The 23456-nt window shown below is 68.2% G+C and carries 28 protein-coding genes; 20 read left to right on the forward strand and 8 right to left on the reverse strand.

Annotated elements, in window-relative coordinates:
- Window positions 1–7: 7 nt before the first annotated feature.
- From V1457_RS25850 to V1457_RS25860, 3 genes are all read right to left on the reverse strand, one after another.
- Window positions 8–733: an SdrD B-like domain-containing protein gene (locus V1457_RS25850; RefSeq protein ID WP_200072279.1), complete on the reverse strand. Its 726-nt coding sequence runs from the start codon at window positions 731–733 to the stop codon at window positions 8–10.
- A gap of 207 nt (window positions 734–940) precedes the next feature.
- Window positions 941–1762, reverse strand: a complete 822-nt coding sequence (gene thiM, locus V1457_RS25855) for a hydroxyethylthiazole kinase (RefSeq protein ID WP_338597459.1) — start codon at window positions 1760–1762, stop codon at window positions 941–943.
- A 38-nt stretch (window positions 1763–1800) separates the two neighbouring features.
- Window positions 1801–2433: a TetR/AcrR family transcriptional regulator gene (locus V1457_RS25860; protein WP_295145326.1), complete on the reverse strand. Its 633-nt coding sequence runs from the start codon at window positions 2431–2433 to the stop codon at window positions 1801–1803.
- 57 nt (window positions 2434–2490) lie between these two features.
- Here V1457_RS25860 and V1457_RS25865 point away from each other — a divergent pair, with 57 nt between their 5' ends.
- The 6 genes from V1457_RS25865 to V1457_RS25890 all read left to right on the forward strand — a co-directional run bounded on the left by V1457_RS25865 (window position 2491) and on the right by V1457_RS25890 (window position 6740).
- Window positions 2491–3723, forward strand: a complete 1233-nt coding sequence (locus tag V1457_RS25865; RefSeq protein ID WP_295145323.1) for an oxygenase MpaB family protein — start codon at window positions 2491–2493, stop codon at window positions 3721–3723.
- A 140-nt stretch (window positions 3724–3863) separates the two neighbouring features.
- Entirely contained in the window at window positions 3864–4196 is a 333-nt protein-coding gene (locus V1457_RS25870; protein ID WP_338597462.1) for a hypothetical protein, read from the forward strand.
- 16 nt (window positions 4197–4212) lie between these two features.
- A complete protein-coding gene (locus tag V1457_RS25875) occupies window positions 4213–4518 on the forward strand; it encodes a pore-forming ESAT-6 family protein (RefSeq protein ID WP_338597464.1) in 306 nt (101 codons plus the stop codon).
- Window positions 4519–4571: 53 nt separating this feature from the next.
- Window positions 4572–4916: a DUF6507 family protein gene (locus V1457_RS25880; protein WP_338597466.1), complete on the forward strand. Its 345-nt coding sequence runs from the start codon at window positions 4572–4574 to the stop codon at window positions 4914–4916.
- Entirely contained in the window at window positions 4913–6172 is a 1260-nt protein-coding gene (locus tag V1457_RS25885) for a GH-E family nuclease (protein WP_338597468.1), read from the forward strand. The genes V1457_RS25880 and V1457_RS25885 overlap by 4 nt, the downstream gene beginning before the upstream one ends.
- Entirely contained in the window at window positions 6153–6740 is a 588-nt protein-coding gene (locus tag V1457_RS25890) for a suppressor of fused domain protein (RefSeq protein ID WP_338597470.1), read from the forward strand. Before V1457_RS25885 ends, V1457_RS25890 begins: the two co-directional genes overlap by 20 nt.
- 313 nt (window positions 6741–7053) lie before the next feature.
- Here the strand turns inward: V1457_RS25890 and V1457_RS30695 are convergent, their stop codons facing one another.
- Window positions 7054–7545, reverse strand: a complete 492-nt coding sequence (locus V1457_RS30695) for a hypothetical protein (protein ID WP_407074728.1) — start codon at window positions 7543–7545, stop codon at window positions 7054–7056.
- 20 nt (window positions 7546–7565) lie between these two features.
- Here V1457_RS30695 and V1457_RS25900 point away from each other — a divergent pair, with 20 nt between their 5' ends.
- The gene (locus V1457_RS25900; protein ID WP_338597472.1) at window positions 7566–7940 is read left to right on the forward strand and encodes a hypothetical protein; all 375 of its coding nucleotides are present in this window, start codon (window positions 7566–7568) and stop codon (window positions 7938–7940) included.
- Window positions 7941–8025: 85 nt separating this feature from the next.
- On the opposite strand, the gene V1457_RS25905 is transcribed toward V1457_RS25900, so the two are convergent.
- Both V1457_RS25905 and V1457_RS25910 read right to left on the reverse strand, forming a co-directional pair.
- Window positions 8026–8226: a DUF397 domain-containing protein gene (locus V1457_RS25905; protein ID WP_338597475.1), complete on the reverse strand. Its 201-nt coding sequence runs from the start codon at window positions 8224–8226 to the stop codon at window positions 8026–8028.
- On the reverse strand, window positions 8210–9301 hold the full coding sequence (locus V1457_RS25910) for a helix-turn-helix transcriptional regulator (protein WP_338597477.1): 1092 nt from the start codon (window positions 9299–9301) through the stop codon (window positions 8210–8212). Before V1457_RS25910 ends, V1457_RS25905 begins: the two co-directional genes overlap by 17 nt.
- Here V1457_RS25910 and V1457_RS25915 point away from each other — a divergent pair.
- Window positions 9300–9575, forward strand: a complete 276-nt coding sequence (locus tag V1457_RS25915; RefSeq protein WP_338597479.1) for a hypothetical protein — start codon at window positions 9300–9302, stop codon at window positions 9573–9575. The two genes, V1457_RS25910 and V1457_RS25915, sit on opposite strands and share 2 nt — an antisense overlap.
- A gap of 229 nt (window positions 9576–9804) precedes the next feature.
- On the opposite strand, the gene mftR is transcribed toward V1457_RS25915, so the two are convergent.
- Window positions 9805–10422, reverse strand: a complete 618-nt coding sequence (mftR, locus tag V1457_RS25920; RefSeq protein ID WP_338597481.1) for a mycofactocin system transcriptional regulator — start codon at window positions 10420–10422, stop codon at window positions 9805–9807.
- Between the two features lie 80 nt (window positions 10423–10502).
- Between mftR and mftA the strand changes: the two genes are divergently transcribed.
- The 12 genes from mftA to mftE all read left to right on the forward strand — a co-directional run bounded on the left by mftA (window position 10503) and on the right by mftE (window position 22454).
- Window positions 10503–10601 (forward strand): mycofactocin precursor MftA, encoded by a 99-nt coding sequence (mftA, locus tag V1457_RS25925; RefSeq protein ID WP_200072268.1) that lies wholly within the window; start codon window positions 10503–10505, stop codon window positions 10599–10601.
- A complete protein-coding gene (gene mftB, locus V1457_RS25930; RefSeq protein ID WP_200072267.1) occupies window positions 10579–10884 on the forward strand; it encodes a mycofactocin biosynthesis chaperone MftB in 306 nt (101 codons plus the stop codon). Before mftA ends, mftB begins: the two co-directional genes overlap by 23 nt.
- A 32-nt stretch (window positions 10885–10916) precedes the next feature.
- Complete coding sequence (gene mftC, locus V1457_RS25935; protein WP_200072266.1) at window positions 10917–12122, forward strand: mycofactocin radical SAM maturase; 1206 nt, start codon at window positions 10917–10919, stop codon at window positions 12120–12122.
- A gap of 90 nt (window positions 12123–12212) precedes the next feature.
- A complete protein-coding gene (locus tag V1457_RS25940; RefSeq protein ID WP_338597486.1) occupies window positions 12213–14174 on the forward strand; it encodes a mycofactocin system FadH/OYE family oxidoreductase 1 in 1962 nt (653 codons plus the stop codon).
- Window positions 14171–16138: a mycofactocin system FadH/OYE family oxidoreductase 2 gene (locus V1457_RS25945; RefSeq protein WP_200072264.1), complete on the forward strand. Its 1968-nt coding sequence runs from the start codon at window positions 14171–14173 to the stop codon at window positions 16136–16138. Before V1457_RS25940 ends, V1457_RS25945 begins: the two co-directional genes overlap by 4 nt.
- A complete protein-coding gene (locus V1457_RS25950; protein WP_338597487.1) occupies window positions 16135–17082 on the forward strand; it encodes a mycofactocin-associated electron transfer flavoprotein alpha subunit in 948 nt (315 codons plus the stop codon). The genes V1457_RS25945 and V1457_RS25950 overlap by 4 nt, the downstream gene beginning before the upstream one ends.
- A complete protein-coding gene (locus V1457_RS25955) occupies window positions 17075–18442 on the forward strand; it encodes an FAD-dependent oxidoreductase (protein ID WP_338597489.1) in 1368 nt (455 codons plus the stop codon). The genes V1457_RS25950 and V1457_RS25955 overlap by 8 nt, the downstream gene beginning before the upstream one ends.
- A gap of 20 nt (window positions 18443–18462) precedes the next feature.
- The gene (locus tag V1457_RS25960; RefSeq protein WP_200072261.1) at window positions 18463–18759 is read left to right on the forward strand and encodes a ferredoxin family protein; all 297 of its coding nucleotides are present in this window, start codon (window positions 18463–18465) and stop codon (window positions 18757–18759) included.
- A 6-nt stretch (window positions 18760–18765) separates the two neighbouring features.
- Complete coding sequence (locus tag V1457_RS25965; RefSeq protein WP_338597490.1) at window positions 18766–19629, forward strand: mycofactocin-associated electron transfer flavoprotein beta subunit; 864 nt, start codon at window positions 18766–18768, stop codon at window positions 19627–19629.
- Window positions 19622–20410, forward strand: coding sequence for a mycofactocin-coupled SDR family oxidoreductase (locus V1457_RS25970; protein ID WP_338597492.1), 789 nt, complete (start codon window positions 19622–19624; stop codon window positions 20408–20410). The genes V1457_RS25965 and V1457_RS25970 overlap by 8 nt, the downstream gene beginning before the upstream one ends.
- The gene (gene mftF, locus V1457_RS25975) at window positions 20407–21768 is read left to right on the forward strand and encodes a mycofactocin biosynthesis glycosyltransferase MftF (RefSeq protein WP_338597494.1); all 1362 of its coding nucleotides are present in this window, start codon (window positions 20407–20409) and stop codon (window positions 21766–21768) included. Before V1457_RS25970 ends, mftF begins: the two co-directional genes overlap by 4 nt.
- Window positions 21765–22454 (forward strand): mycofactocin biosynthesis peptidyl-dipeptidase MftE, encoded by a 690-nt coding sequence (gene mftE / locus V1457_RS25980; protein WP_338597496.1) that lies wholly within the window; start codon window positions 21765–21767, stop codon window positions 22452–22454. The genes mftF and mftE overlap by 4 nt, the downstream gene beginning before the upstream one ends.
- 43 nt (window positions 22455–22497) lie before the next feature.
- Here the strand turns inward: mftE and V1457_RS25985 are convergent, their stop codons facing one another.
- Window positions 22498–23427: an NAD(P)-binding domain-containing protein gene (locus V1457_RS25985; protein WP_338597498.1), complete on the reverse strand. Its 930-nt coding sequence runs from the start codon at window positions 23425–23427 to the stop codon at window positions 22498–22500.
- Window positions 23428–23456 lie beyond the last annotated feature (29 nt).

The following is a 23456-nucleotide window of genomic DNA, read 5'->3' on the forward strand; positions in this document are numbered from 1 at the left end:
ATTCGGCTCAACCGCGCGGCGGAACGTAACCGGCGTCGATGTTGTGCGCGTTGATGATGAAACCGGGCTTGCCGACCCAGACCGACGCCTCGGCACTGCCGTCGTCGGCGTCGATCACATCGGAGTCGGTCTCCGGCGCACCGACCCGCGGCGGCGCGAACATCATGCCCTCGCGCGGCTGGAAGGTCAGCCGGTAATCCTTGTTGATCCAAGCGTCCGCGATGCGGTAAGTGCCGTCTTCGCCGGTGGTGGCGCGGTATTGCGCCCCGTCGATGCTCGTGATCTCCACCCCGGCGATCGGCGGCTCGCCCTGCTGCCGCTGCCCGTCGCCGTTGCTGTCCTCCCACGCCATGCCGGAGATCTCCCCGCCCTGCATTCCGAAGTCGGCCTGCGCGGTGCCACCGTCCTGGACGCTCACCGGCACGTTGTTCGGGGTGGTGGGCAGGAACCCGCCCTCGTTGAACCGGACCTGGTAGTCACCCGGGGCGACGTCGCCGAACTCGTAGAATCCCTGCTCGTCGGGACTCCCGTGCGCGACCTGCCTGCCGTCGGTCGTCAGCAGTTCGACGAACCCGGCGTGCGGACCCGGTTCGTCCGCCTGCTGCTGCCCGTCGCCGTTGCGGTCCATGAAGTACTTCCCCGAGACCGTCCCGGTTCCGGCGTCCGCTGCTTGCGCGGGCGCGGCGACCGCGAGCGGCAGCGCGGCTGCCAACAACAGACCGGAATAGCGCATCTTTCCTCCAAACTCACGAACATCGTCGTCCGGAGGACGCCGCCGCGCCGAGCGGGGTTGCCATCCGGTGGCACCCGGTCGAACGCGTTTTTCCCATTCCCGCGCCCTGGCCGCGCATACACCGGTGACCTGCGCACACCCGCCCGAAGTCGTGAGTGAACGGCCTGTTCGTCCAATCCATTGGGACCAACGGTCCGTTCGCTGCGATCAGTGCTCGGCGCTGTCGATCCGCGCCTGCGCGCGCAGGTCGTCCGGGCCGACGGCCGCCAGCGCGTCGAGGAACGCCGGGACGAACGTGCCCGGTCCGTTCGCGTGCGGCTCGGCGAACTCCGCGGCGACCGAGAAGTGCGCGTGTGCGGCCACGATCCCGGTGAACGGCTCCGCCACGGCGAGGTAAGCCGCCCCGAGCGCTCCGAGCGCGCACCCCGTGGCGGTGATCTTCGGCAGCCACTCGCTGCCGCCGTGCACCCGTGCCGTCGCGATCCCGTCCGCGGTGCGCCCGGTGATGTAGTCGATCGGCCCCGACGCGGAAACGACTTCGCTGACCTCCAGCAACGTTCGTGCCGCCGGTACCGACTCGGCCGCATCGGAAGCGCTGTCGACACCGCGGGAGGTGCTTTCCAACCCCGCCACGGCCGCGATCTCCGAAGGATTCCCGCGGATCGCCGTCGGCCGATGCGCGAGCAGCCCACCGGCGAGTTCGGTGCGCCACGACAGGCCGCCGACGCCCACGGGATCCAGCACCCACGGATGCCCGGCCGCGTGCGCGGATTCCGCAGCCGCGGTGAACGCGCGGGCCTGCTCGTCGTCCGGGGTTCCGAGGTTGATCAGCACGGCGTCCGCGATCCGCGCGAATTCCCCGGCTTCGCGCGGATTATCGATGATCGCGTTGGTGGCTCCGGCCGCCAGCAACGCGTTGGTGAGCACGTTCGCGGAGACCACATTGGTCAGCGAATGCACCAGCGGAGTCCGCTCGCGCAGCCGCGCGAGCGCGCCCGCGACGGCCTCGGGGTCCGGAATCGTCGGCATGGTCGGCCTTTCTGCGCAGTTGCACATCGGACGGTTGATCATCCCGCGCGCCCGATCCGGTCGGCGAGGTACCCGGTGATGAGCCGGGTGAGTTCGTCGACCACGGTCTCGCGCCCGAGCGGCGGCGGGTCCAGCACGTAGCTGATCGTGAGGTTCTCGACCGTGCGCACCAGCACCCAGGCGATCGCGTCGATCGGTTCGCCGCTGCGTCCGCGGTCGTGCAGCAGCAGCGCCGTGGTGACCAGCTCGTCGATGCGGTGCTTGAAATCGGCCCGGTGGGTGTCCGCGGTCGGCGGCAGCTGTTCGTAGAGCACCCGGATCAGGCCCGCGTTCGCCTCGAAGGCGTCCAGCAGGGCGTTCACGCTGCCGCGCACGCTCTCGGCCGGAGAGGGCGCCGACAGGTTGTGCACGAACGCGCGTGAAACGCGAGTCCGCAGCCGATCGGTGTAACGGTCGATCACCTGCGTCAGCACCGCGTGCTTGTCCGGGAAGTACTGGTACAGCGAGCCCGGGCTGATGCCCGCCGCAGCTGCGATGCGCCCGGTGCTGGCCCGCTCGTAACCGTGTTCCAGCAGCACAGCGTGCCCCGCGGTGATGATGCGCTCGACCATTGCGCGCGAGCGCTGCTGGCTCGGTTCGCGGCGCACCTGCCCGCGCGGCCGGGCCGTCATCCGCGTCCCCACAACGCGAATTGAACGCGAATGATCATTCGTGTCAGCATCCTCAGCATGGTGGCACAGGCAGCGCACGACGCCGCGGCGTACCCGAGCCGGTTCTTCGGCGCACCCGAGCGCGGCAGGCGGATCGGTCGCGTTCTGCGGCTGGTCGCGCGGGTGCGTTCGCTGGACGAGGACCTGATCGACCGGATCGGCCGGCGGATGTACAGCCGCGACGAACTCGGCGCGCAGCTGGTCCGGGCGATGCGGCGGGACCGCGCCGACGGCGAGCGCGTGCGGATGGCGCAGTTCCACCAGGCGCTCGAGCACGGCATCGAGAGCGTGCCCGACGCGCCCGAACCGCTGCGGAAGTTCTTCGCCGAGGTCGATCAGGTGCCCGACTGGGTCGACTTCGACCTGCTGGAACGCGGCGCCCGCACGGTGCGCCGGATGGGCCGCACCACCGGTGACGTGCTGCTGCAGTTGGCGCTGATCGGCGGCTACCGGTTCGGCGGGCCCGCGGACCTGCTGGTGGAAACCGGTGGTCTCACCGGCTCCACCGCGCTGCGCAGGCTCGGCGAGACCAAGAAGTGGGCCGTCGCCGTGACTCAGCCCGGCGCGATGCACCGCGACGGCGAGGGATTCAAGCTCACCGTCCACGTCCGCGCGATGCACGCCCTGGTCAACGACCGCTTCGAGCGCAACGGCCGGTGGGACGTGCAGCGCTGGGGCCTGCCGATCAACCAGACCGACCAGGCATCCACCCTCGGCCTGTTCAACAGCACGCTGCTGCTCGGCGTGCGTGCACTCGGCTGGGTCGTGACCGGCGAGGAGTCGCGCGCGGTGATGCACCTGTGGAAGTACGTGGGCTGGCTGATGGGTGTCGACGAGGACTGGCTGTTCGACACCGAACGCGAGCAGAACGTGTTCAACTACCACATCCTGCGCGTGCAGGACGGGCAGACGCCCGCGGGTGCCGCGCTGTCGTCCGCGCTGGTCGAGGGGCAGCTCGACGTGGACCACGGCAGGTTCGGCGGAGTGATCGGGCGGTACACGCGGCTGCGGTTGCTGAGCATGTTGCGCTACTTCCTCGGCAAACGGGACATGCGGGACCTGCAGCTGCCGGTGACTCCGGCATGGGCGGTGCCGGGCATCGTCGCCGCGAACTCGGTCAAGTCCGGCCTGCTCGGGCGGACCAGGCGCGGACGCCGCTACCTGGAACGCGCAGGTGATCGCGTCGTGCACCGCGACCTGCACAAGACCTTCGGCAACGGTTCGCCCGAGATCGGCGCGCTGCCCGCCTGAACGTTGCTCTTTCTCGGTGACGTTGCACCGCCGTAGTGGCGGCACCGAGTTCGATGTCGGCGCAACCGGCCCACGGTGTCGTGCCAGATCGTTATGGTGCTCGCGAGGTGTGTTGTTCTCGCGTTGGAGGGTGGGCGTCGATGAAGTTCGACATGGGGTCGTCGACGTTGTCGGCGTTGACGAAGCAGACGCAGGGTTCCAGCGATGATCTGGGCGCGTTGATCCGCCAGCTCATCGCCGCCGCGGAACCCCTCGAAGGCAAGTTCAACGGGGCCGGACGGGCCGCGTTCGACTCGTTCAAGGCACGGGCCGACGAGATCACCGGCGAGCTCAACGGGTCGCTGTCGGCGATCTTGGGCGGGCAGTCCGGCATGGACCGCTCGTTCGGCCAGGGCGACACCGAAATGGCCGACAACGCCTCGGCCAACCAAGGCTCGGCCAACTTCGACGCGGCCCGCTTCGGCGCCCGCTGAACCCGGGGGAATCGTCATGAGCATGGACCGGCGCAGCTTCGACACCGGCATCTCGCAATCCGTCCAAGGCGACATTCAAGGCATCATCGGACGCCTGGAATCGGTGATCTCGCAACGCGACCAGGCCGTGGCCGCAGCCATGGCCGACTTCCAGGCCGACGGCGTCTCCGACGACTACCACCACGTCGAGCAACGCTGGAAGTCCGCGGCCACCGAAGTCCGCCAGATCATCAACCTGCTCAAGCAGACCATGGCCCACAACGACGACTCCGCCAACACCGCGATCTCGCGGGCGCGCTCGTCGGTGCAGGGCATCGGCTGAACCGCGCTTCGCGCGTTCAGGTGGGGTTGGTCGTGTCGTAGGGGGTTACGAGCGTGGAGTGGGACATTCACCCGGACCAGGTTCGAGGTGTGCTCGCGCGCACGGCGAGTACGGCCTCGGAGTTCGACTCGCATGTGACCGCGATGCGCTCGGAGATCGAGGGCGCGGCCGGGCAAGCCTCGTCTGGGATCATCGGGCAAGCCCTAACCGGGTTCGCCGAGGCCCGTGGTCCGGATATGCAGTTCGTGTTCTCCCGCATCCAAACCGCGATCGGCGGCGCGTCCACGGCGGTCGGAGCGTATCTGCAGGGTGATCACGACATGGTCCTCAACGCCCAACGCGGCGTAAGCAACGCTCCGGATCCGCGAGAGCACATGCCAGGCGGGGGTCGGCGGTGATCAACCCCGGTGGGATTCCGCAGATCCCCGGCAACATGGATGCTCTCGCCGCCCACGCGCACGGACTGCGCGCGGCCGGGACGGGTTTCGCTGACACCGGCGCGGATGTGCATGCCACCTGGCAAGGCTTGGCACCCGCCTACCTGGCGCCGGAATCCGAGCAGTTGTTGCAGGCCACCCGGCCGGTCACCGAGACCGCAGGCAACATCGGCCGCGACGTCGAGGCCGTGGCCGGGGCGTTGCAGCGCTACGCCGACGAAGTCCGCCCCATCCAACAACACTTGCGCGACTTGAAAGCCCAGGCCGAGCAGCTGGTCGCCGACATCCACGCCTACGAGAACCAGAAACCGTCGACCTCGGAGATGGCCGCGTCGGCCAAGACCGGCATAGTGCCGGACAAGGACTGGACCGACGACTCTAACCTCACCGACCGCGACAACCAGTTGATGGCCGCGGTCAACCAAGCCATCGCCGACTGGATGGCAGCCCAACGCCGCTGCGCCAACACCATCACCGGGTTGTACGGCGGCCAGCACTACACCACCGACAACGCTGACGGACAGCACACCCGCAGTGAGTACGGCTACACGACCGACCAACTCACCGCCGCCGCAGGCAGCGACCACGGCCTGCCCTGGGGCCACACCGAAGACACCAGCAACCCCCTCGCCAACCTCGGCCACACCGCCCTCGACCTCGGCGGCCTCATCCCCGGCATCGGCGAACTCGCAGACGGCACCAACGCCGCCTGGTACGCCGCCGAAGGCGACCACCTCAACGCCGGCCTCTCAGCCGCCGCCATGATCCCCATCGCCGGATGGGGAGCCACCGGCGGCAAACTCGCCGGCAAAGGTTTCAAAGCCGCCAAGACAGGCTCCGAAATCTCCGAAGAAGCCGCCGAAAACACCGCCAAAAACGTCGGCGACACGGCTGACACGGCGAACCGGTACAATCGTCCTACGGGATTCCGATCCGGAGTGCGGGAGCAAACATGGAATAATGCCGTCGAGCCATCCACTGGCCAGGTGCGCGACCCCGTGACCGGGCAGTTCATGAGCAAAGAAAATCCGTGGGACATGGGCCACCGCGAAGGCTACGAGTTCCGCAAGCACGCCGCCGACGCCGCCGACCGGGGCATCTCGCGCAAGCAATTCCTCGACGAGCACAACAACCCGCTACATTATCGACCAGAACTACCCTCCAGTAACCGATCTCATCAGGGAGAGGATGCCAGCGATGAGTTCCTCGGCCCCTAAAGCCAGCAGCGCATCCCGCCACCTGGCTCAGACCGCGGCCCAGGTGTTCGGCGGCACCGCCAGCGTGCACCGGTTCTACGACGAGGACGAGTCGCACTCTGTCGGCATCCTGTCCTGCAACGACGCGCCACAAAAGGGTTTCCGCACCTACAGCACGATCGGCGTCCACGAAGCCACGAACATGCTCGACAACGCCGACGTGCGGGTCGAACTCGCCGGAGTGTCACCTACCAGCGCTGACGGGTTCGCGAACATGCTGGCCACCGCCGCTTTTCAGGTCAGCAAAGAGGGCTGGCTGGCCGCGCCCGGTGTGGTCTTCCCGAACCTCGTCCGCGAATACGGACTCTCCGACGCCCTCAAACACATACTGTGGGTAGAACCGTTCCCCTGGGAAAACCTCGGATCCGTCGAAGCTTCCCGAGAACTCACCGTACACTGGCTCCTCGGAATCCCGATCGCCGATACCGAACGCGAATACTTGCAACGCGACGGGTACTTCGCGCTCGAATCGCTCTTCGAACAGCATGACCTCGCCTACTACGACCTTGACCGCGCAGCAGTCGTCTAGATTCGTTATCGGCATCTCGGAAGACGGAACAGTTTGACGCGCCACTCGTGGCGTACAGCGAGCAATCTATTTCTGCATGACGCATTCCTACGCTGCGCACCGCCGGGCGCTGGTTACGGGTTGATGCACGTGTGCCCCGGAGCAAGATCTCCGGGGCACACGGACGCGGGGGCGATCCCTCCTCTTCGCCACCGCACGATTCCGGGGCGCCTCCCGCTCGCTGCACCGCTGTCCCCTCCGCAGCGCGCTGCGCGAGGGAGGCGGGCAGGGCGCGCCGGACCCCCGACATTGCGGCGCGCCCTGCCGACCGGCGTCACACCGCGGAAAATCCCTCGGCCAAGTGCCGCAAGGCGTCGTCGAGGACGGAGCACAGATCGATGCCGGGTTCCTGCAACCATCGCTCGTAGGCAGCCAGCGCAGCACATCGGCAAGGGCGCCAAAGCCGCCACCGAAGGAGCCGACGACGCCGCCGAAACCACCGCCAAAAACCTCGACGACGCGACCGCGTCCAATAAGGTGGATCCCCCCCGTCGAGGCGAACCTCAGCGACTACTTCTCCGGCGGCGTTGCTCCCAGGGCCAGCGACCTGGACAAGTACGCTGCAGCGCAAGGCTGGACGAAAACTCAGACACCGGACGGGCCACCCAAGTATGTGGACGAGAACGGCGTGACTCGCATGACGCTCAAAGCAGGGAGTGGGCGCGCGCCCGGCAGCGGGCACGCGCACGTGGAGCTGCGAAACGATCAGGGGACCAGGATCGACCCGCACGGTGAACCGGTGACGCGGAAAAGCCCCGGAAACCACACGCCGATCGACTGGGACTGGTGATGATGGACTACTCCGAACTGCCCTCCTTGGCTTCGTACTACCTCGAAGACAGCTATGTCCTGAACATTGATTTCCCTACCGGTGAGCTTGTATTCCGATTGGACCTGGTCCTCACCGAAGACCACCCGGATTATCACCAGCCCGGCCCTGACGAACAATACTGCTACGTCGACGGATCGCTCATCTTCAAAGATGTGGCTCACCTGGAATGGGTCAGCAAGAATTTCCAGGCAAACACTGACGCGGCGGGCGAAGAAGACATGGGCAACATCGACTTTCTGAAATATTCCGAGGATCATTGGAGAGTCGGCGGCGACTGGGGCGAGGTGCTCGTCTACACCAGTGCACGCCCGGAAGTGGCGCTCGCCTGACACATCAACCAGCAAGGGTTAAGAGCTGATGCGCGTGTACCCCGGAGCAGGATCTCCGGGGCACACGGACGCGGGGCGATCTCTTCTATTCGCGGTCGAGCTGGCCGCTCTTCAGTGACGTCAGGAAATACCCGAATCGATCACCGCCGAAAGTCAGGTGCGCACCCTCTGGTTCTTTGCTGTCCCGCACGGCACGCACCCCAGGAACATTGGACGCCACTTCGACGCAGGTGCCACTGCCGCCGCCGCTGTGACTGCTCTTGCGGAAATCAAATTCCATCTCCATACCGCTCCAAGTAGCTTGAAATCAATGCGTTCGATTCTGGCGCATCCAGCGCGACGTTGTCCAGGTTCTTCAGAATTTTCTCATAAGCTTCGGTCGACTGGTCTTCAATGAATACGCCGCTACCCGCGTTCTCCTGGTAGACCACGCTGTGGCCGCCGTCGAACTCGTAACGGGTGAAGGCGCCCTCGCACCCCCAGTAAGCACCTGCGGAGAACGGGAGCACTCGAACGGACTTGCCGACGTCGCCTCCGATTCTGATCAGTGCCGAGAGCTGTTCGACCATCGTGTGCGCGTCCAGCGTCACGTGACGTCGCAGTGCGGCTTCATCGATGAAAGCGCTGTACTGCCGCAAGCCAGCTCGGGTCAGCACGGACTGGCGCCCGACTCGCGCGAACACAGCTCGCTCGCGTTCCGCAGAGCCGAACGGTGATGTGCTGATCAAACCGCGTGCGTAGGTGGGCGTTTGCAGCAAGCCAGGGACGACCGACACCTGGAACTCATAGATCGCGAGCGCTTCCTTCTCATACGCGGCGATCGCGCTCTGCTGCTGCGCGATCGCCGCGCCTATCCCGACCCAGGACTCCGACACCTCCCCCGCCAACCGGATCAGCCGGTCCTTCACGGGACCGGTGACCGACAGCGCCGTCAGTACCGATGCGACCTCGCCGACTTCCGGTCTGCGGACTCCCGTCTCGATTCTCGACAATGTCGAACGGGAAATGTCCGTCGCGTTGGCGAGGCGATCCAGCGTCCAGCCGAGTGAATCTCGACTGCGCCGTATCTCAGCTCCGATCGCCCGAGCCTGGGAACCTGCGAATTTCGACACCCTGACCTCCTTCGACGGCTTCGGTGCGCGTGCAAGGGCTGAACGGGCGGCCATTGCCTGCGACTTCTCAGAAAGCCCGCGCATTGCTAGGTTTCCGCAATCAGCAGATCCGACAGCGAGCATAACCGACCGGACCGACAGTCCAGCGATTTCAGCTTTCCTGACGGCCGGCGGGCGAATGGAGGCGGAGATGGGCGATGCGGAAAGAACCAGGAACGTGCGCAGTGCCGGACGCGTGCTGGATTTCATGGCCTCGACGAAGGAATCCTTGTGGCACGTGGCAGGAATGGACGCGCAAGGCCCGGCGCCGACGATGCTGTGCGGGCATCGGCTCCGCGGAGTGGTGCACCGCCGACTCGCGGCCCTCAACGAGGCGCAGTCACCGCTGGTGTGCGCGGCGTGCTGGGTGAGCCTGCACAACAGGCAGGAGCCGGGCGAGCCGACCGGGCGGCACGCATTGCAGACCGGATCCGATCCACCGGCGGCCGAGCCCGATCCGCGTTGGCCCGCGGCGCATTTCTGACCGCCCCGAATACCGAGTGAGCGGCTGGTTCGACCGAACCGACGGCAGGCTCACTCAGACCGCTCTCGCAACTTCCCCGGAACCGTGCGGACTCTCCCTCCGCGCCACCGCACGATTCCGGGGCGCCTCCCGCTCGCTGCACCGCTGTCCCCTCCGCAGCGCGCTGCGCGAGGGAGGCGGGCAGGGCGCGCCGGACCCCCGACATTGCGGCGCGCCCTGCCGACCGGCGTCACACCGCGGAAAATCCCTCGGCCAAGTGCCGCAAGGCGTCGTCGAGGACGGAGCACAGATCGATGCCGGGTTCCTGCAACCATCGCTCGTAGGCGGCCAGCGCAGCACCGAGCGCCGCGTAGGCGACGGTCTGCGGAATCAGCGCCGACTCGGCGATTCCGAGGCGCTGCGCGGCGAATTCCGCCACCACGGCGCGCCATTCCGCATAGCGCAGCGTCGAGTGGGCCTGCAGCGCAGGCACCCGCAAGATCAGCTCCAGGCGCCTGCGGTGCCGCTCGGTCTCGGCGGCGTCGACCCGGTTGAACTCCACGACCACGGCGCGCACCGAATCCATCAGCGGCTCATCGGCGGGCCGGGCGCTGAACCGCTGGCGCATCAGGTCGAGCTGCTCGGTGAACCGGCCCCAGACCACGTCGTTCTTGGAGTCGAAGTAGCGGAAGAAGGTGCGCCGCCCGATGCCCGCGGCCTGGGCGATCCGGTCCACCGTGGTGTACTCGAAACCGTCGCCTGCGAACAGGTCGAACGCGACCTGTTCCAGCTCGTGCGGGCTGGTGCTGCGCCGCCGGCCCGGGCCCGGGGTTGCTCCGGACGGGTGCTTCGGGGCTGCTGCGGACATGACCTCTTCCATTTTGACACTCGGTGTCGTTATCGTTCGTGGTCGCCGTCACAACGCAGTGACCGAACGAGGAGCATCCCATGAGTGAAGCTCAGGCCGACGAGCCCGCACCGGAGACCGTCGAAGACGACTTGCTGGTCGAGGAAGTGTCCATCGATGGCATGTGCGGCGTCTACTGATCACGGCGCGGCGGCCGGGTTCGATCCCGGCCGTCCGCACCGGCTGAGCCCGAACGTCTCGCTGCGCCCGGAGCGGTTCGGCGCGCTCGTCTACGACTTCAGCACCCGGAAGCTGTCGTTCCTGAAGACGCTCGAACTCGTTGCCGTGGTTCAGGAATTGGACGGCAAGCCCGATGTGCACTCCGCGCTCGCGGCGGCGGAGGTGCCCGCCGAGCAGCACCCGAAGTACCTCGAAGCCCTAGCCGGGCTGTGCAGCGCGGGCACCATCGCACCGCGCGACTGACTCCCACCACCAGCCGGGACGCAAGGAGACCCATGCGACTCGTCGAGCACTTCCAGCACGGCCTGGACTCCCCGATCTGCCTGACCTGGGAGCTGACCTACGCGTGCAACCTGTCCTGCGTGCACTGCCTTTCCGCCTCCGGGCGCCGCGATCCGCGCGAACTGTCCACAGCGGAATGCAAAGCGGTCATCGACGAGCTGCAGCGGATGCAGGTCTTCTACGTCAACATCGGTGGCGGCGAACCGACCGTGCGATCGGACTTCTGGGAACTGGTGGAGTACGCAGTGGACCACCAGGTCGGCGTGAAGTTCTCCACCAACGGCGTGCGGCTCGGGCCGGAGCGGGCGCGGTGGCTGGCGAACACCGACTACGTCGACGTGCAGCTGTCCCTGGACGGTGCGACGGCTGAGGTCAACGACCGGGTGCGCGGCGAAGGATCGTACGACACCGTGCTGGCCGCGATGGACAACCTGCGTGCCGCGGGGTTCTCCGGATTCAAGATCAGTGTGGTGCTGACCAGGGAGAACATCGACCAGCTCGACCAGTTCAAGGAGATCGCCGACTCCTACGACGCGCAGTTGCGGCTCACCAGGCTGCGGCCGTCCGGACGCGGCGCCGACGTGTGGGACGAGCTGCACCCGACCGCCGAACAGCAGCGCCAGATCTACGACTGGCTGGTGGCGCACGGCGAAGGCGTGCTCACCGGGGACTCGTTCTTCCACCTCAACGCGCTCGGATCCACGCCGCTGCCCGGGTTGAACCTGTGCGGGGCGGGGCGCGTGGTGTGCCTGATCGACCCGATCGGCGATGTCTACGCCTGCCCGTTCGCGATCCACTCGGAATTCCTCGCCGGGAACGTGCGCGACGACGGCGGATTCGGCTCCGTGTGGCGGGAATCCGAACTCTTCGAGCGGCTCCGGGAGCCGCAGACCGGTGGCGCCTGCACCTCCTGCTCGGCCTACGACGCTTGCCAGGGCGGGTGCATGGCGGCGAAGTTCTTCACCGGGTTGCCGTTGGACGGGCCGGATCCGGAGTGCGTGAAGGGCAACGGTGAACGGGCGCTGGCCGGGGTCGGCGCGGGCGTGCCGAAGCCGGACAAGGACCACTCGCACCGGACCCGGCCGCGGGAGAAGAAGGGCGGGCCGGTGCCGGTCGGCATCGGCTGGGGCCCGCCGGAACCCGAGGGGATTCCGGATCGGGCCTGCGACACGAGTCCGCTCGCGGGGTTCCGGCCGTAGCGGACGGCGCGTCCTGTTCGGAACGCTTCAGGTTCCCACCGTTTTCACCCGTGGCGCACGCGTCACGCGACCAGGAAGTCGGCTCCCACCATGAACCTGCCCGATCCCGACGCCGGAACCGGCCTAACCGGACCGATCGGGCTGGGCGGCCGGACCGCGCCGAGCCGCGTGCTGTTCGGACCGCACGAGACCAACCTGGCCGACGGCAGAGCGATATCCGGTGCGCACGCGGCCTATTACGCCGAGCGCGCTTCCGGTGGCGCCGGTGTCGTGGTCACCGAGATCGCGTCGGTGCACGAGTCGGACCATCCTTACGAGCGCGCTCCGCTCGCCACCGAGTGCGTGAGCGGATGGTCAGCCGTCGCTGATGCTTGCCATCCACATGGGACTCTCGTGCTGGCCGGGCTCGGACATGCGGGATCGCAGGGTTCTTCGGCGTTTTCGCAGTCGGCGTTGTGGGCGCCGTCCAGAGTGGCCGACGTGGCAAGCCGTGAGCTTCCGATGGCGATGGAGATGCGGGAGATTCGCGCACTCATCGGAGGATTCGGCGACGCAGCTGAACTGGCCGCAGAGTCCGGAGTGGACGGCGTGGAAGTGAACGCCGGGCAGTACTCGCTGCTGCGTCAGTTCCTCTCCGGACTGACCAATCAGCGCGGTGACGCCTACGGGCAAGACCGTGCGCTGCTGGTGCGCGAAGTAATCGGCGAGATCCGGTCGCGGATGGGGTCCGGGATGCTGCTGGGACTGCGGCTGTCCTGCGACGAACTCGCCCCGTGGGCCGGGATCACCGAAGATCAGGGCAAGGAGTTCGCGGCCTCGCTCGCTGCCGAGGTCGACTATCTGGCCGTGGTGCGCGGGTCCGCGATGGGTGCGTCGGCGACGACACCGGACTCGCATACCGAGCCTGGGTTCAACTTCGCCCTGTGCGGGGCGATCCGCGAAGCCGTCGCCGGAGCCGCTCCGGTCGTGCTGCAAGGCTCGGTCGTCGAGGCCGAGCAGGCGCAAGTCGCGCTGGACGAAGGTGCGGCCGATCTGGTCGAGATGACCCGTGCGCAGATCGCGGATCCGGGGCTGGTCGGCAAAATTCGCACCGGGCAGCGTGACCGGGTACGCCCGTGCACGTTGACCAACCAGAAGTGCCGGGTTCGGGACAACAGAAATCCGGTGGTCAGCTGCGTCGGCGAACCGCGCAGCGGGCACGAGACCACCGACACCGACGTCTCCCCCGGCAGCGGCGGTGAGCCGGTCGTCGTCGCCGGCGGCGGGCCCGCCGGGCTCGAGGCGGCGCGAGTCCTGGCGATGCGCGGGCATTCCGTGCACCTGGTCGAACGGGACGAACGGCTCGGCGGAATGCTGGCGCTGGCCGCATTCCTGCCCGCGCGGGAACGGATCGGCAAACTCGTCGACTGGCTCATCGGTGAAGTCCGGCGTCTCGGTGTCGAGATCACGACCGGCGCGGAAGCCGACATGGAAGCGCAACACCTGGTGCTCGCCACAGGTTCATCGCCCGGTCCGCGGCCGTATCAAGTCGGCGAGGGCGCGGTCGTGGTCGACGTCGTGGACTTGCTGCGGGCGGTTCGGGACGGCGACCTGGATCGGGCCGTTCCCGGCGGTCCGGTGGCCGTGTTCGACCCGGTCGGTGATGCGACCGGTGTCGCCGTTGCGGAATTGCTCGCCGCTACCGGCCGCGAGACGGCGATCCTCAGTCAGGACCAGGTCATCGGAACGCAACTCGCGCTCACCGGGGATCTGGCCGACGCCAACGCGCGACTGCAACGGGCGGGGGTGACGATGGCCAAGCGCAGCCTGCTGCGTGCCGTGCGGGGCGGTGCGGCGGACATCGAGGACGTGTTCACCGGAGAACACCGGAGCATCGCCGCGAATTCGGTAATCCACTGTGGTCACCGGGTTCCGGTTTCCAGCGACGCGCCGGAGCGTGCCCGCACTGCCGGGGACCGCGTCGCGCCGCGCACCGCGCACGAGGCGATCCTCGAAGGACGGCGTGCGGCGCTGAGCTTCGCGCGGCCCCGAGCTCTGGTGGAGGCGTCATGAGCGCATCCGGCCGCTACAAGCACCTGTTCACCCCCCTTCGGCTCGGCCCGGTGACGGTGCGCAATCGGATCGTGTTCTCCGCGCACCTCACCAACTACGCGCGCAACGGATTGCCGAGCGATCAGCACGCGGCGTACTACGCGGAGCGCGCGGCCGGCGGAGCCGGGTTGATCATCACCGAAGAACATTCGACGCACCCGACGGATTGGCCCTACGAGAAGCTGATCCACGGGTTCCACCCGGAGGCGGTGGACGGCTACCGCAAGATCACCGAGGCGGTGCACGCGCACGGCACCCCGATCTTCGCGCAGCTCAACCACAACGGCGGCCAGGCGTCCAGCATGTACTCGCGGCTGCCGGTGTGGGCGCCGTCGGCCGTGCCCGACCCGATGTTCCGGGAAGTGCCGAAAGCCGTCAGCCACGCCGAAATAGACGAGATCGTGGCGGGTTACGCGCTGGTCGCCGGACATTGCCGGGCCGGCGGGTTCGACGGTGTCGAGTTGCAGTGCTCGCATTCCTCGATCGTGCGGGGGTTCCTGTCGCCCACCACGAACGTCCGCGAGGACGAGTACGGAGGTTCGCTGCGCAATCGCGCCCGGTTGCTGCTGCGGCTGGTCGCAGCGGTGCGCGAGGCCATCGGACCGGATCTGGCGCTCGGTGTGCGGCTGTGCGGGGACGAGCTGATCGAAGGCGGCACCACGATCGACGAAGCGGTAGAAGTCGCGCGAATGGTGGAGTCCACCGGCGCGGTGGATTACGTGAACACTTCGATCGGCGTCGCGACGTCCACTCTGTACATGATCGAGGCGTCGATGAGCGTCCCACCCGGTTACGCCATGTTCATCCCGAGCGCCCTGCGCAAGGCCGTCGACCTGCCGGTGGTCGGAGTCGGCAGGTTCAAGGACCCCGTGCAGGCCGACCGCGCCCTGATCGAAGGCCACTCCGATCTGATCGGCGTGGTGCGCGGTCAGATCGCGGACGCGGACTTCGCGGCGAAAGCGCGCGCCGGACACGCTACGGACATCCGGACTTGCCTCTCCTGCAACCAGGAATGCGTGGGCCGGATGGGGCTCAACCGCTGGCTCGGCTGCATCGAGAATCCGCGCACCGGCAAGGAGAGCGTGCCGCTGCCGATGCCCGGCGCGGGCAAGCGGGTGGTGATCGTCGGCGGTGGTCCTGCCGGGTTGCAGGCCGCCGCGACCGCGGCCCAGCGCGGGCACCGGGTGACGCTGCTGGAACGGCAGGAAACCACCGGTGGACAGGTGTCGGCGGCGGCGAGCGTGCCGCAGCGGGCGGAATTCCTCGATGTGGTGCGGAATTCGCTGGCCGAGTGCCATCGCCGCGGGGTCGATGTCCGCACCGGTGTCGACGCTACCGGCCAGAGCATAAGCGAGCTGCGGCCCGACGTCGTGGTGCTGGCGACCGGCGCCCGCCCGCAGGCCCCGTGGTGGGCCGGTGGACTCGATCGGGTGGTGGACGTGCGCGACGTGCTGGAGGGCCGCGCCGAGCCGGACGGCCAGGTGATCGTGGTCGACGACCTCGGGTTCCACCAGGCGACCTCGGTCGCCGAGCTGCTGGCCGATCGGGGCTGCTCGGTGCGGATCACGACCTCCGGGATGGTCGTCGGCCAGGACCTCGGGATCACCCTGGACATGGAGACGTTCAACGCACGCGCCGCGGAGAAGGGCATCGCGCAGACCACTGATGAAGTGGTCCTCGGCGCCGCGGCCGACGAAAGCACCGGAGGTGTCCGGTTGCAGATCTTGCGGCACACCACCGGCAGCAATGACGAGGTGCCGTGCGACTGGGTGGTGTGCGCGACGCATCAAGAGCCCGAGGAAGCGCTGTGGCACGAACTGTCCGAATCGGACATCTTCGAGGTGCACCGGGTAGGTGACTGCATCACACCGCGGCGCGCGCACGCCGCCGTCGTCGAGGGGCATCGAGTGGCGGTGGGACTATGACCCGCATCGAGTCCGATGTGGTCGCGGTGCTCGTGGTGCGCGACGGGATACCGCCCGTGGGCGGTGATGAAGCCGTCGCCGAAGCTGGCGGAGCAGCGGTTTTGATCGGCACGGGCTGCGCCGGAGCCGTTGCCGAGCTGCCGATCCGCCGCGGCTGGTGCGCCGAGGCGGGCCCGTTCGCCGCTGGCGCCTTCGCCAAGGCGTTGGCGTCACCGCTGACCGATGTTCCCCGGATTCTGCTTCCCGCGTCCCCGGACGGGCGCGACCTCGCACCCCGGCTCGCCGCCGAGCTGGACCGGCCGCTGCTGGCCGGTGCCACGCGGTTCACCGCCGAAGGAACCGATCTGGTTCGCTGGGACGGTCGGCTCGGCGTGCAGGTCGACACTCCGCCCGCCTGCGTTGCGACTCTGGTTCCCGGTGTGCGCGGTGCATTGCCGTTTTCGGGGGACCGCGAAGTAACCACATTGGACGTCGAGTTGCAGCACGCCGACGCCGAAGTCCTGGAGGTCCTCGAACCCGATCCCGCAACGGCCGACCTCGCCGAATCATCGAGAATCCTGGGCGCAGGAGCCGGGCTCGCGCGCGGCGAGCTGTCCGGCCCGGACGCGATCGCCGTGCTCGGCGAACTAGCTGACGCACTGCGCGCATCGGTCGGCGCGACCCGCGTGGTCACCGATGCCGGTTGGGCGCCCTACGAACGGCAGATCGGCACGACCGGAGTCGTCGCGGATCCCGACCTATACATCGCCTTCGGCGTTTCCGGTGCGGCGCAGCACATCGGCGGCCTCGGCAACCCGCGGCACACCGTGTCGATCAACACCGACGCCAGCGCACCGATGACCGCGATGGCCGATCTCGGCCTGGTAACGCCCGCGCAACCGCTGCTTGCGGAGCTGGTGCGCAGACTCGCCAACCGCTCGGCCGGACAGGAGCACCATGCCTGAGAACAACGCGTCCGGTGCCGGACCGGCCGCGGGTGCGGTCACGATCTCCGAGCCGCAGGACTACGACTTCGACGCCATCGTGGTCGGTGCCGGGCCCGCCGGTTCCGCTGCCGCGCTCGAACTCGCCCGCGCGGGCCGCTCGGTGGCGCTGGTCGAGCGCGGGCCGTTCCCCGGTTCCAAGAACGTCTACGGCGGCGTCGTGTACGGGCGCGTGCTCGACGAACTGCTGCCCGGCTGGTACGACCGGATGCCGGTGCAGCGCTGGGTTACCCGCAGGCAGACCATGCTGCTGGGCGGCGATCGCTCGATGACCGTCGACTTCCGCACCCAGAACTGGGGCCGTGCGCCCTACAACGGTGCCACCACCTTCCGCGCCGAATTCGATTCGTGGCTGGCCGAGAACGCGCAGGAAGCGGGCGCCGTGCTGGTCCCGTCCACTGTGGCCTCTTCGTTGCTGCGCACGTCGGACGGCCAGGTGCGCGGGATCCGCACCGATCGTCCGGACGGCGACTTGACCGCGCGGGTGGTGATCGCCTGCGACGGCGTGAACTCGTTCCTGGGCAAGCAGGCAGGTTGTTTCACCGGCGACCAGGCCGATCACACGACGCTCGGTGTGAAGGAGACGCTGGCGCTGCCGAAGGCGACCATCGACGAGCGGTTCGGCGTCACCGGTTCGGACGGTGTGGACATCGAGATGCTCGGCGCGACGAAAGGTGTTCCCGGCGGCGGTTTCCTCTACACGAACGCGGACTCCGTGAGCATCGGACTCGTCCTGGGGCTGCGCGGGCTCGCGAAGGCCAAGATGCGTCCGGAGGCCATCCTGGCCGATCTCAAGGAACATCCGTCGATCGAGCCGCTCGTCCGCGGTGGCGAGCTGGTCGAGTACTCCGCACACCTGATTCCCGAAGGCGGATATCGCACGATGCCGAAGTTGACCGCGGACGGACTGCTGCTGGCCGGGGACTCGGCCGGGATGTGCCTTGCCGCGGGCATTTGGTTGGAGGGCGTGAACTTCGCACTCGGGTCGGGGATGTACGCGGGACGCAGCGCGGCGAGCGCGTTGGCCGCCGGCGATACGTCGGCGTCCGGGCTCGCCGGGTATCGGACGTCGCTGGAGAAGTCGTTCGTGCTCGGCGACCACAAGAAGCTGCGGGACGCGCCCGGATTGGTGCTCTCCGATCGGATGCAACGGCAGTATCCCGGCATGATCTGCGACCTCGTCGAAGGGATGTTCACAGTGGACAACCCGCGTCCGAAACCGGGCCTGCGCAGGCTCCTGCGACGGTCCATGAAGCGCAACGGAGTGCGGGTGCGCGACCTGGCCAAGGATGCGCTCACCGGCCTGCGTTCGTTCGGCTGAGCACTGACGGGAGGACGGCGATGACCGAACGCTACCGCGACGTCTCGTTCGAGGAACGCATGTCGCATGTGGACTTCCGCGTGTCCGAGCAGCCGCACATCGTGGTCGACACCGACGTGTGCCGCTCCTGCACGACGCGCGCCTGCGTGCACGCCTGCCCGGCGAACCTGTTCGTACCGACCGACGACGGCGGAATCCTGTTCAACTACGAGCAGTGCTTCGAGTGCGGAACCTGCTACCAGGTGTGCGACGAAAGCGGCGCGATCTCGTGGGAGTACCCGTCCGGCGGCTACGGCGTCGCGTTCCGGAAGGGGTGAGCGCGAGTGCTGATCGTGGTCGCGATGCGCTGCACCGACGCGCACGCCTCGGTGCGGCCGCTGTCCGGTGAGGTGCACGCCGACCCGCGAATGGCCGGCCCGAGCCCGGCGGATCATGCCGCGCTGGAGTCGGGTCTGCGGCTCGCGGAACGCACCGGCGGGCGGTGCGTCGTGGTGACGCAGGCACCGGTAGCGGCCGAGGATGTGCTGCGGGAAGCCTTGTCCTGCGGGGCGAACGAGGTGCTTCGAGTGGACTCCGGCGCGGAACCGGACGAGCGGGCCGCCGATTCCGGTGCGGGCACGGCGAAATCGCTCGCCGGAGCCATCCGTGCGCGGTTCGGCGTTCCGGACGTGCTGCTGACCGGCGACCACTCGATCGACCGCGGAACCGGTGCCACACCGGCGTTTCTGGCGTCGGAAATGAGGTGTGCGCAAGCCCTCGGACTGGTGTCGCTGGAGACCACCGGCACCGACGAAGGCGGCAGGCTCCGGGGCGTCCGCAGGCTCGACCGCGGTCGGCGGGAACGGCTCGCCATACCGCTCCCCGCGGTGTGTTCGGTCGAACCGGCGGGCGTCCGGTTGCGCACGGCGACGCTGCCCGCCACGCTGGCGGCTCGATCCGCCGAGATCCCGGTGCATCAAGTAGCAGCGGAACCTGCAGCGCTACGGGTTCGAGCGGCATCGGGCTACCGTCCGCGCGCCAAGGAGCTCCCGCCACCTGCCGGGAGCGAAGCGCGGCAACGAGTCCTCGAACTCACCGGCGCGCACGAACAACGCGAACCTCCACGAATCGTGACCACCGACGATCCGGCGGAAGCGGCCGAGGAACTGCTCTCTTTCCTTCGAGACAAAGGATACTTGGATGGGTGAGTCGAGGGTCGCGCTGGTGACCGGCGCCGCACGTGGGATCGGCGCCGCGGTGGTGCGCCGACTCGCAGGAAGCGGCTGGCGGGTCGTCGCCCTCGATCGCTGCGCCGACGACCCGCGCGTGGACTATCCACTCGGGACACCAGAGCAATTGAGCGCACTCGTAGCCGAATTCCCGGGTTCCGTGGTGGACGTGGCGGCCGACGTGCAGGACCCGGACGCGCTGCGTCGAGCGGTCGAGCTGGCTGAGCAGCGGTTCGGCGGACTCGACGCGGCGGTCGGCGCCGCGGCGTTGATGGCAGGCGGTCGACCGTTCTGGGAAGCCGGGGAGAGCGAATGGGACGCGTTGTTCTCGGTCGGCGTGGACGGATCGGCCAACTTGGCGAAAGCGGCCGTGCCCGCGCTGTTGCGGCGACCCGAGCCGCGGACCGGACGGTTCGTCGCACTCGCTTCGGCCGCCGCGCATCAAGGCTTGTGGCGCCTGACCTCGTACAACGCTGCCAAGCACGCGGTCGTCGGACTGGTGCGCGGGCTGGCCACGGATCTGCGCGGTACCGGAGTGTGCGCCACCGCGGTCTCCCCCGGTTCGACCCGTACCGACATGCTGGAGGCGAGCGCGGGACTGTACGACCTGTCCGATGTGGATGAATTCGCCGGGCACCAGCTCACCGAGCGGATACTGGAACCCGACGAAGTGGCCGCCGTGGTGGCGTTCCTGTGCTCGCCGGACTCCTCGGCGATCACCGGAACGGTCGTGCACGCGGACGGCGGATTCACGGCGTGAGCACGGACCTGCCCGCAGGAACGCGTCTGGTCCCGGACCCGTCGTTGCGGCGCCTCGGCGACGGACGAGTGCTGCTGGGCGGATCTCCGCTGCGGCTGCTGCGGCTCGGCGCGGCCGGGTCCCGGCTGGTGGATCGCTGGATCTCCGGCGAACTAGTCGAACCCGGCGCGGCGAGCAAGCTGGCGCGGCGGTTGCTCGAATCCGGGCTGGTGCATCCGGAACCCGCCCACACGACCTGGACCGCAGACGACATCACGCTCGTCGTCCCGGTCAAAGATGATCGAGCCGGACTGCGCCGCGCTCTCCGAGCCGCATCGGACGTCCCGAACCGGATCGTGGTCGACGACGGATCCACCTCGCCGATCCCGGATTCCACCGCTCGCCACGAACACCCGCGCGGTCCCGCCGCCGCCCGCAACACCGGCTGGCGCCGTGCCGAAACCGAACTGGTCGCGTTCGTCGATGCCGACGCGGAACCAGCCGCGGGGTGGCTCGAACCCGTCCTGCGTCAATTCGCCGACCCGGCGGTGCTCGCAGTAGCCCCGCGCATCACCGGTGTGGCGGACGATTCCAGCCTCGGTCGGTACGAGTCAGACAGGTCCAGTTTGGACATGGGACCGCGCCGAGCCCTCGTCCGGCCGATGAGCAGGGTCAGCTACGTGCCCAGCGCAGCGCTCGTGGTCCGCCGCAGCGCACTGGCGGAACTCGGCGGCTTTCGCGAGTCGCTGCGGTACGGCGAGGACGTCGACCTGGTATGGCGGCTGCTGGAATCCGGGGGCGTTGTGCGTTACGAGCCCGAATCCGTGGTTCGGCATCGGACGAGACCTGGCTTGAGATCCTGGCTGCGGCAGCGCTTCCAGTACGGCACCTCGGCCGCACCGCTGTCCCGCCACCACCACGGGAAGCTCAGCTGCGCCAGGATGTCCGCGTGGAGCGGGGCGTCGTGGGCACTGATCGCTTCCGGACGACCGCGGATCGGTCTCGCGGTCGGAGCGGTCAGCACCGCACTGCTACCGCGCAAGCTCCGCGAGCGCGGCGTGCCCGACGCGGAATCCCTGCGGCTGGCCGCTTTCGGCCACCTCGGCGCGGGGAGGCTGCTCGCCGAGGCACTGCGACGCGCTTGGTGGCCGTTGTTGCTGCCCGCTGCGCTGTGCAGCAGCAAGGCGCGAACAGTGCTACTCGCCGCGTTCCTGCCGTGCCTGGTGGAGGCGTGCCGCGCGGAGCACGGCGGGTTCTCGTGGTTCGCCCTGCGAATGCTCGACGACCTGGCTTACTCCGCAGGAGTCTGGGCCGGCTGCGCGCGAGAACGCACGATCGCTCCCCTGCTGCCGCAGTTCACCGAAGGCTCGCTGCGGTGAGCCGCGAACTCGCGAGCCACCGCTGGCCCGAACTCACCGACCGAACCCTGCTGGCGATTCCGCTGGGTGCCACCGAACAACACGGTCCGCACCTTCCACTTTGGACCGACACCGCGATCGCAACAGAACTCTGCAACCGGCTGGCGGCGGAACGGAACAACCTCGTGATCGGTCCCGCGATCCCCTACGGCGCCAGCGGCGAGCACGCAGCCTTCCCCGGCACGCTCTCCATCGGACACGACGCCCTCCGCCTGCTACTACTCGAACTCGTGCGATCAGCCGACCATTTCGCAGGTGTGGTCGTCGTCAACGGCCACGGCGGCAACCTGCCCGCACTGCACTCGGCCGAAGAACTCCTGCACTACGAGGGACGCAGCGTCCTGACCTGGTCGCCGACCGGCCGCGCGGACGACAGCCACGCCGGGCACACCGAAACCTCCGTGATGCTCGCCCTGCACCCCGAAAACGTCCACTTCGGACAGGCTTCCGCCGGCAACACGACCGCCCTGCCCGACCTGATGCCACACCTGCGCGAAGGCGGAGTCCGAGCCGTCAGCGCGAACGGCGTGCTCGGCGATCCCACCGCCGCCACCGCCGACGAAGGCCGGGACATCCTCAGCCAATGGACGAACTCCTTGACCAATGCCGTCCGGCACTGGGAGAACTCCACCCACGACAGCCGCTAGCGGTCGACGACACGTCCGCCATACGGAACGAGAATCGAACGCATCAGCTGCGGAGCCGGTCGAAGACGTGGTCGAGGGCCCTGCGCACAGCGTCAGGCATCCCCTCGCTGCGCAACTCGGCCATGAGTCGTTCGTTGTTGCCGCCCGGCGTGGCGTGCTTGCCGGTCATCGTCGCGAGTGCGTTTTCGTGCTGTGCCAACGATATCCCCAGCTGACCGAAGATGTGCGTGGTGAAGCCGGTCGCGGTGGCGCGGTCGATTCCCTGATCGGCCAACCAGTCGGCGATGGTGGCGAGGTAATCGAGATGCGCGGCGAACGTCGCGGTCACCGCGCCGAAAGCGTCCAAGCTCTGCTCGTCGTCGGCGACGAGGACACCACCCACCCGCTCGAACAGCGCGCGTGCGGCGGTGTCGTCCGGGTAGATAGTGGTCAGGCTCTGGCGGTGCGCTGCCTGCGGCAGCGGGATCGTCCGAACCAGACTTCCCGCTCGTGCGGCCGAATCACGCAGCTGATGCAGCCGCAGGCCGGCGACCGCGCTCAGCAGCACGTGTTCGGCGCGAAACGACAGCTGCTCCAGGACGTCCTGCGCCACCGGCAGCGGCACGGCGAGAACGATCGACGTAGCGCGGTCCAGAACATCCTGATTGCTCTGACACACCTGCACCCCCGGGAACCGTGCGGCGAGTTCGCCCGCGACCGCGTGACCGCGCGGCGAGAGGAAGACCGCGGGAGGTTCAGCGTCCTGGGCGTGCAGCCCTTCGACGATAGCGGCGGTGATCTCACCTGCGCCGATGAATCCATACGCGGTGGAGTTCGACGACTGCGACATGACTCGCTCCCTGGTTGGTCCCGTCATCGGACGGTCGAATCGGTCGGCATCCTCCGGCCGGCGAACCGCGCCGCCGACTCCGCACCATGCCGACCTTTCACCACGGAGTGCAACTTCGCCCGCACACCTTTCCGCTGAACGCAATTGCGCGGAATCCTGCGCTGCCAGTTGCG

It is taken from the genome of Saccharopolyspora sp. SCSIO 74807 (assembly GCF_037023755.1).
GTDB lineage: Bacteria > Actinomycetota > Actinomycetes > Mycobacteriales > Pseudonocardiaceae > Saccharopolyspora_C > Saccharopolyspora_C galaxeae.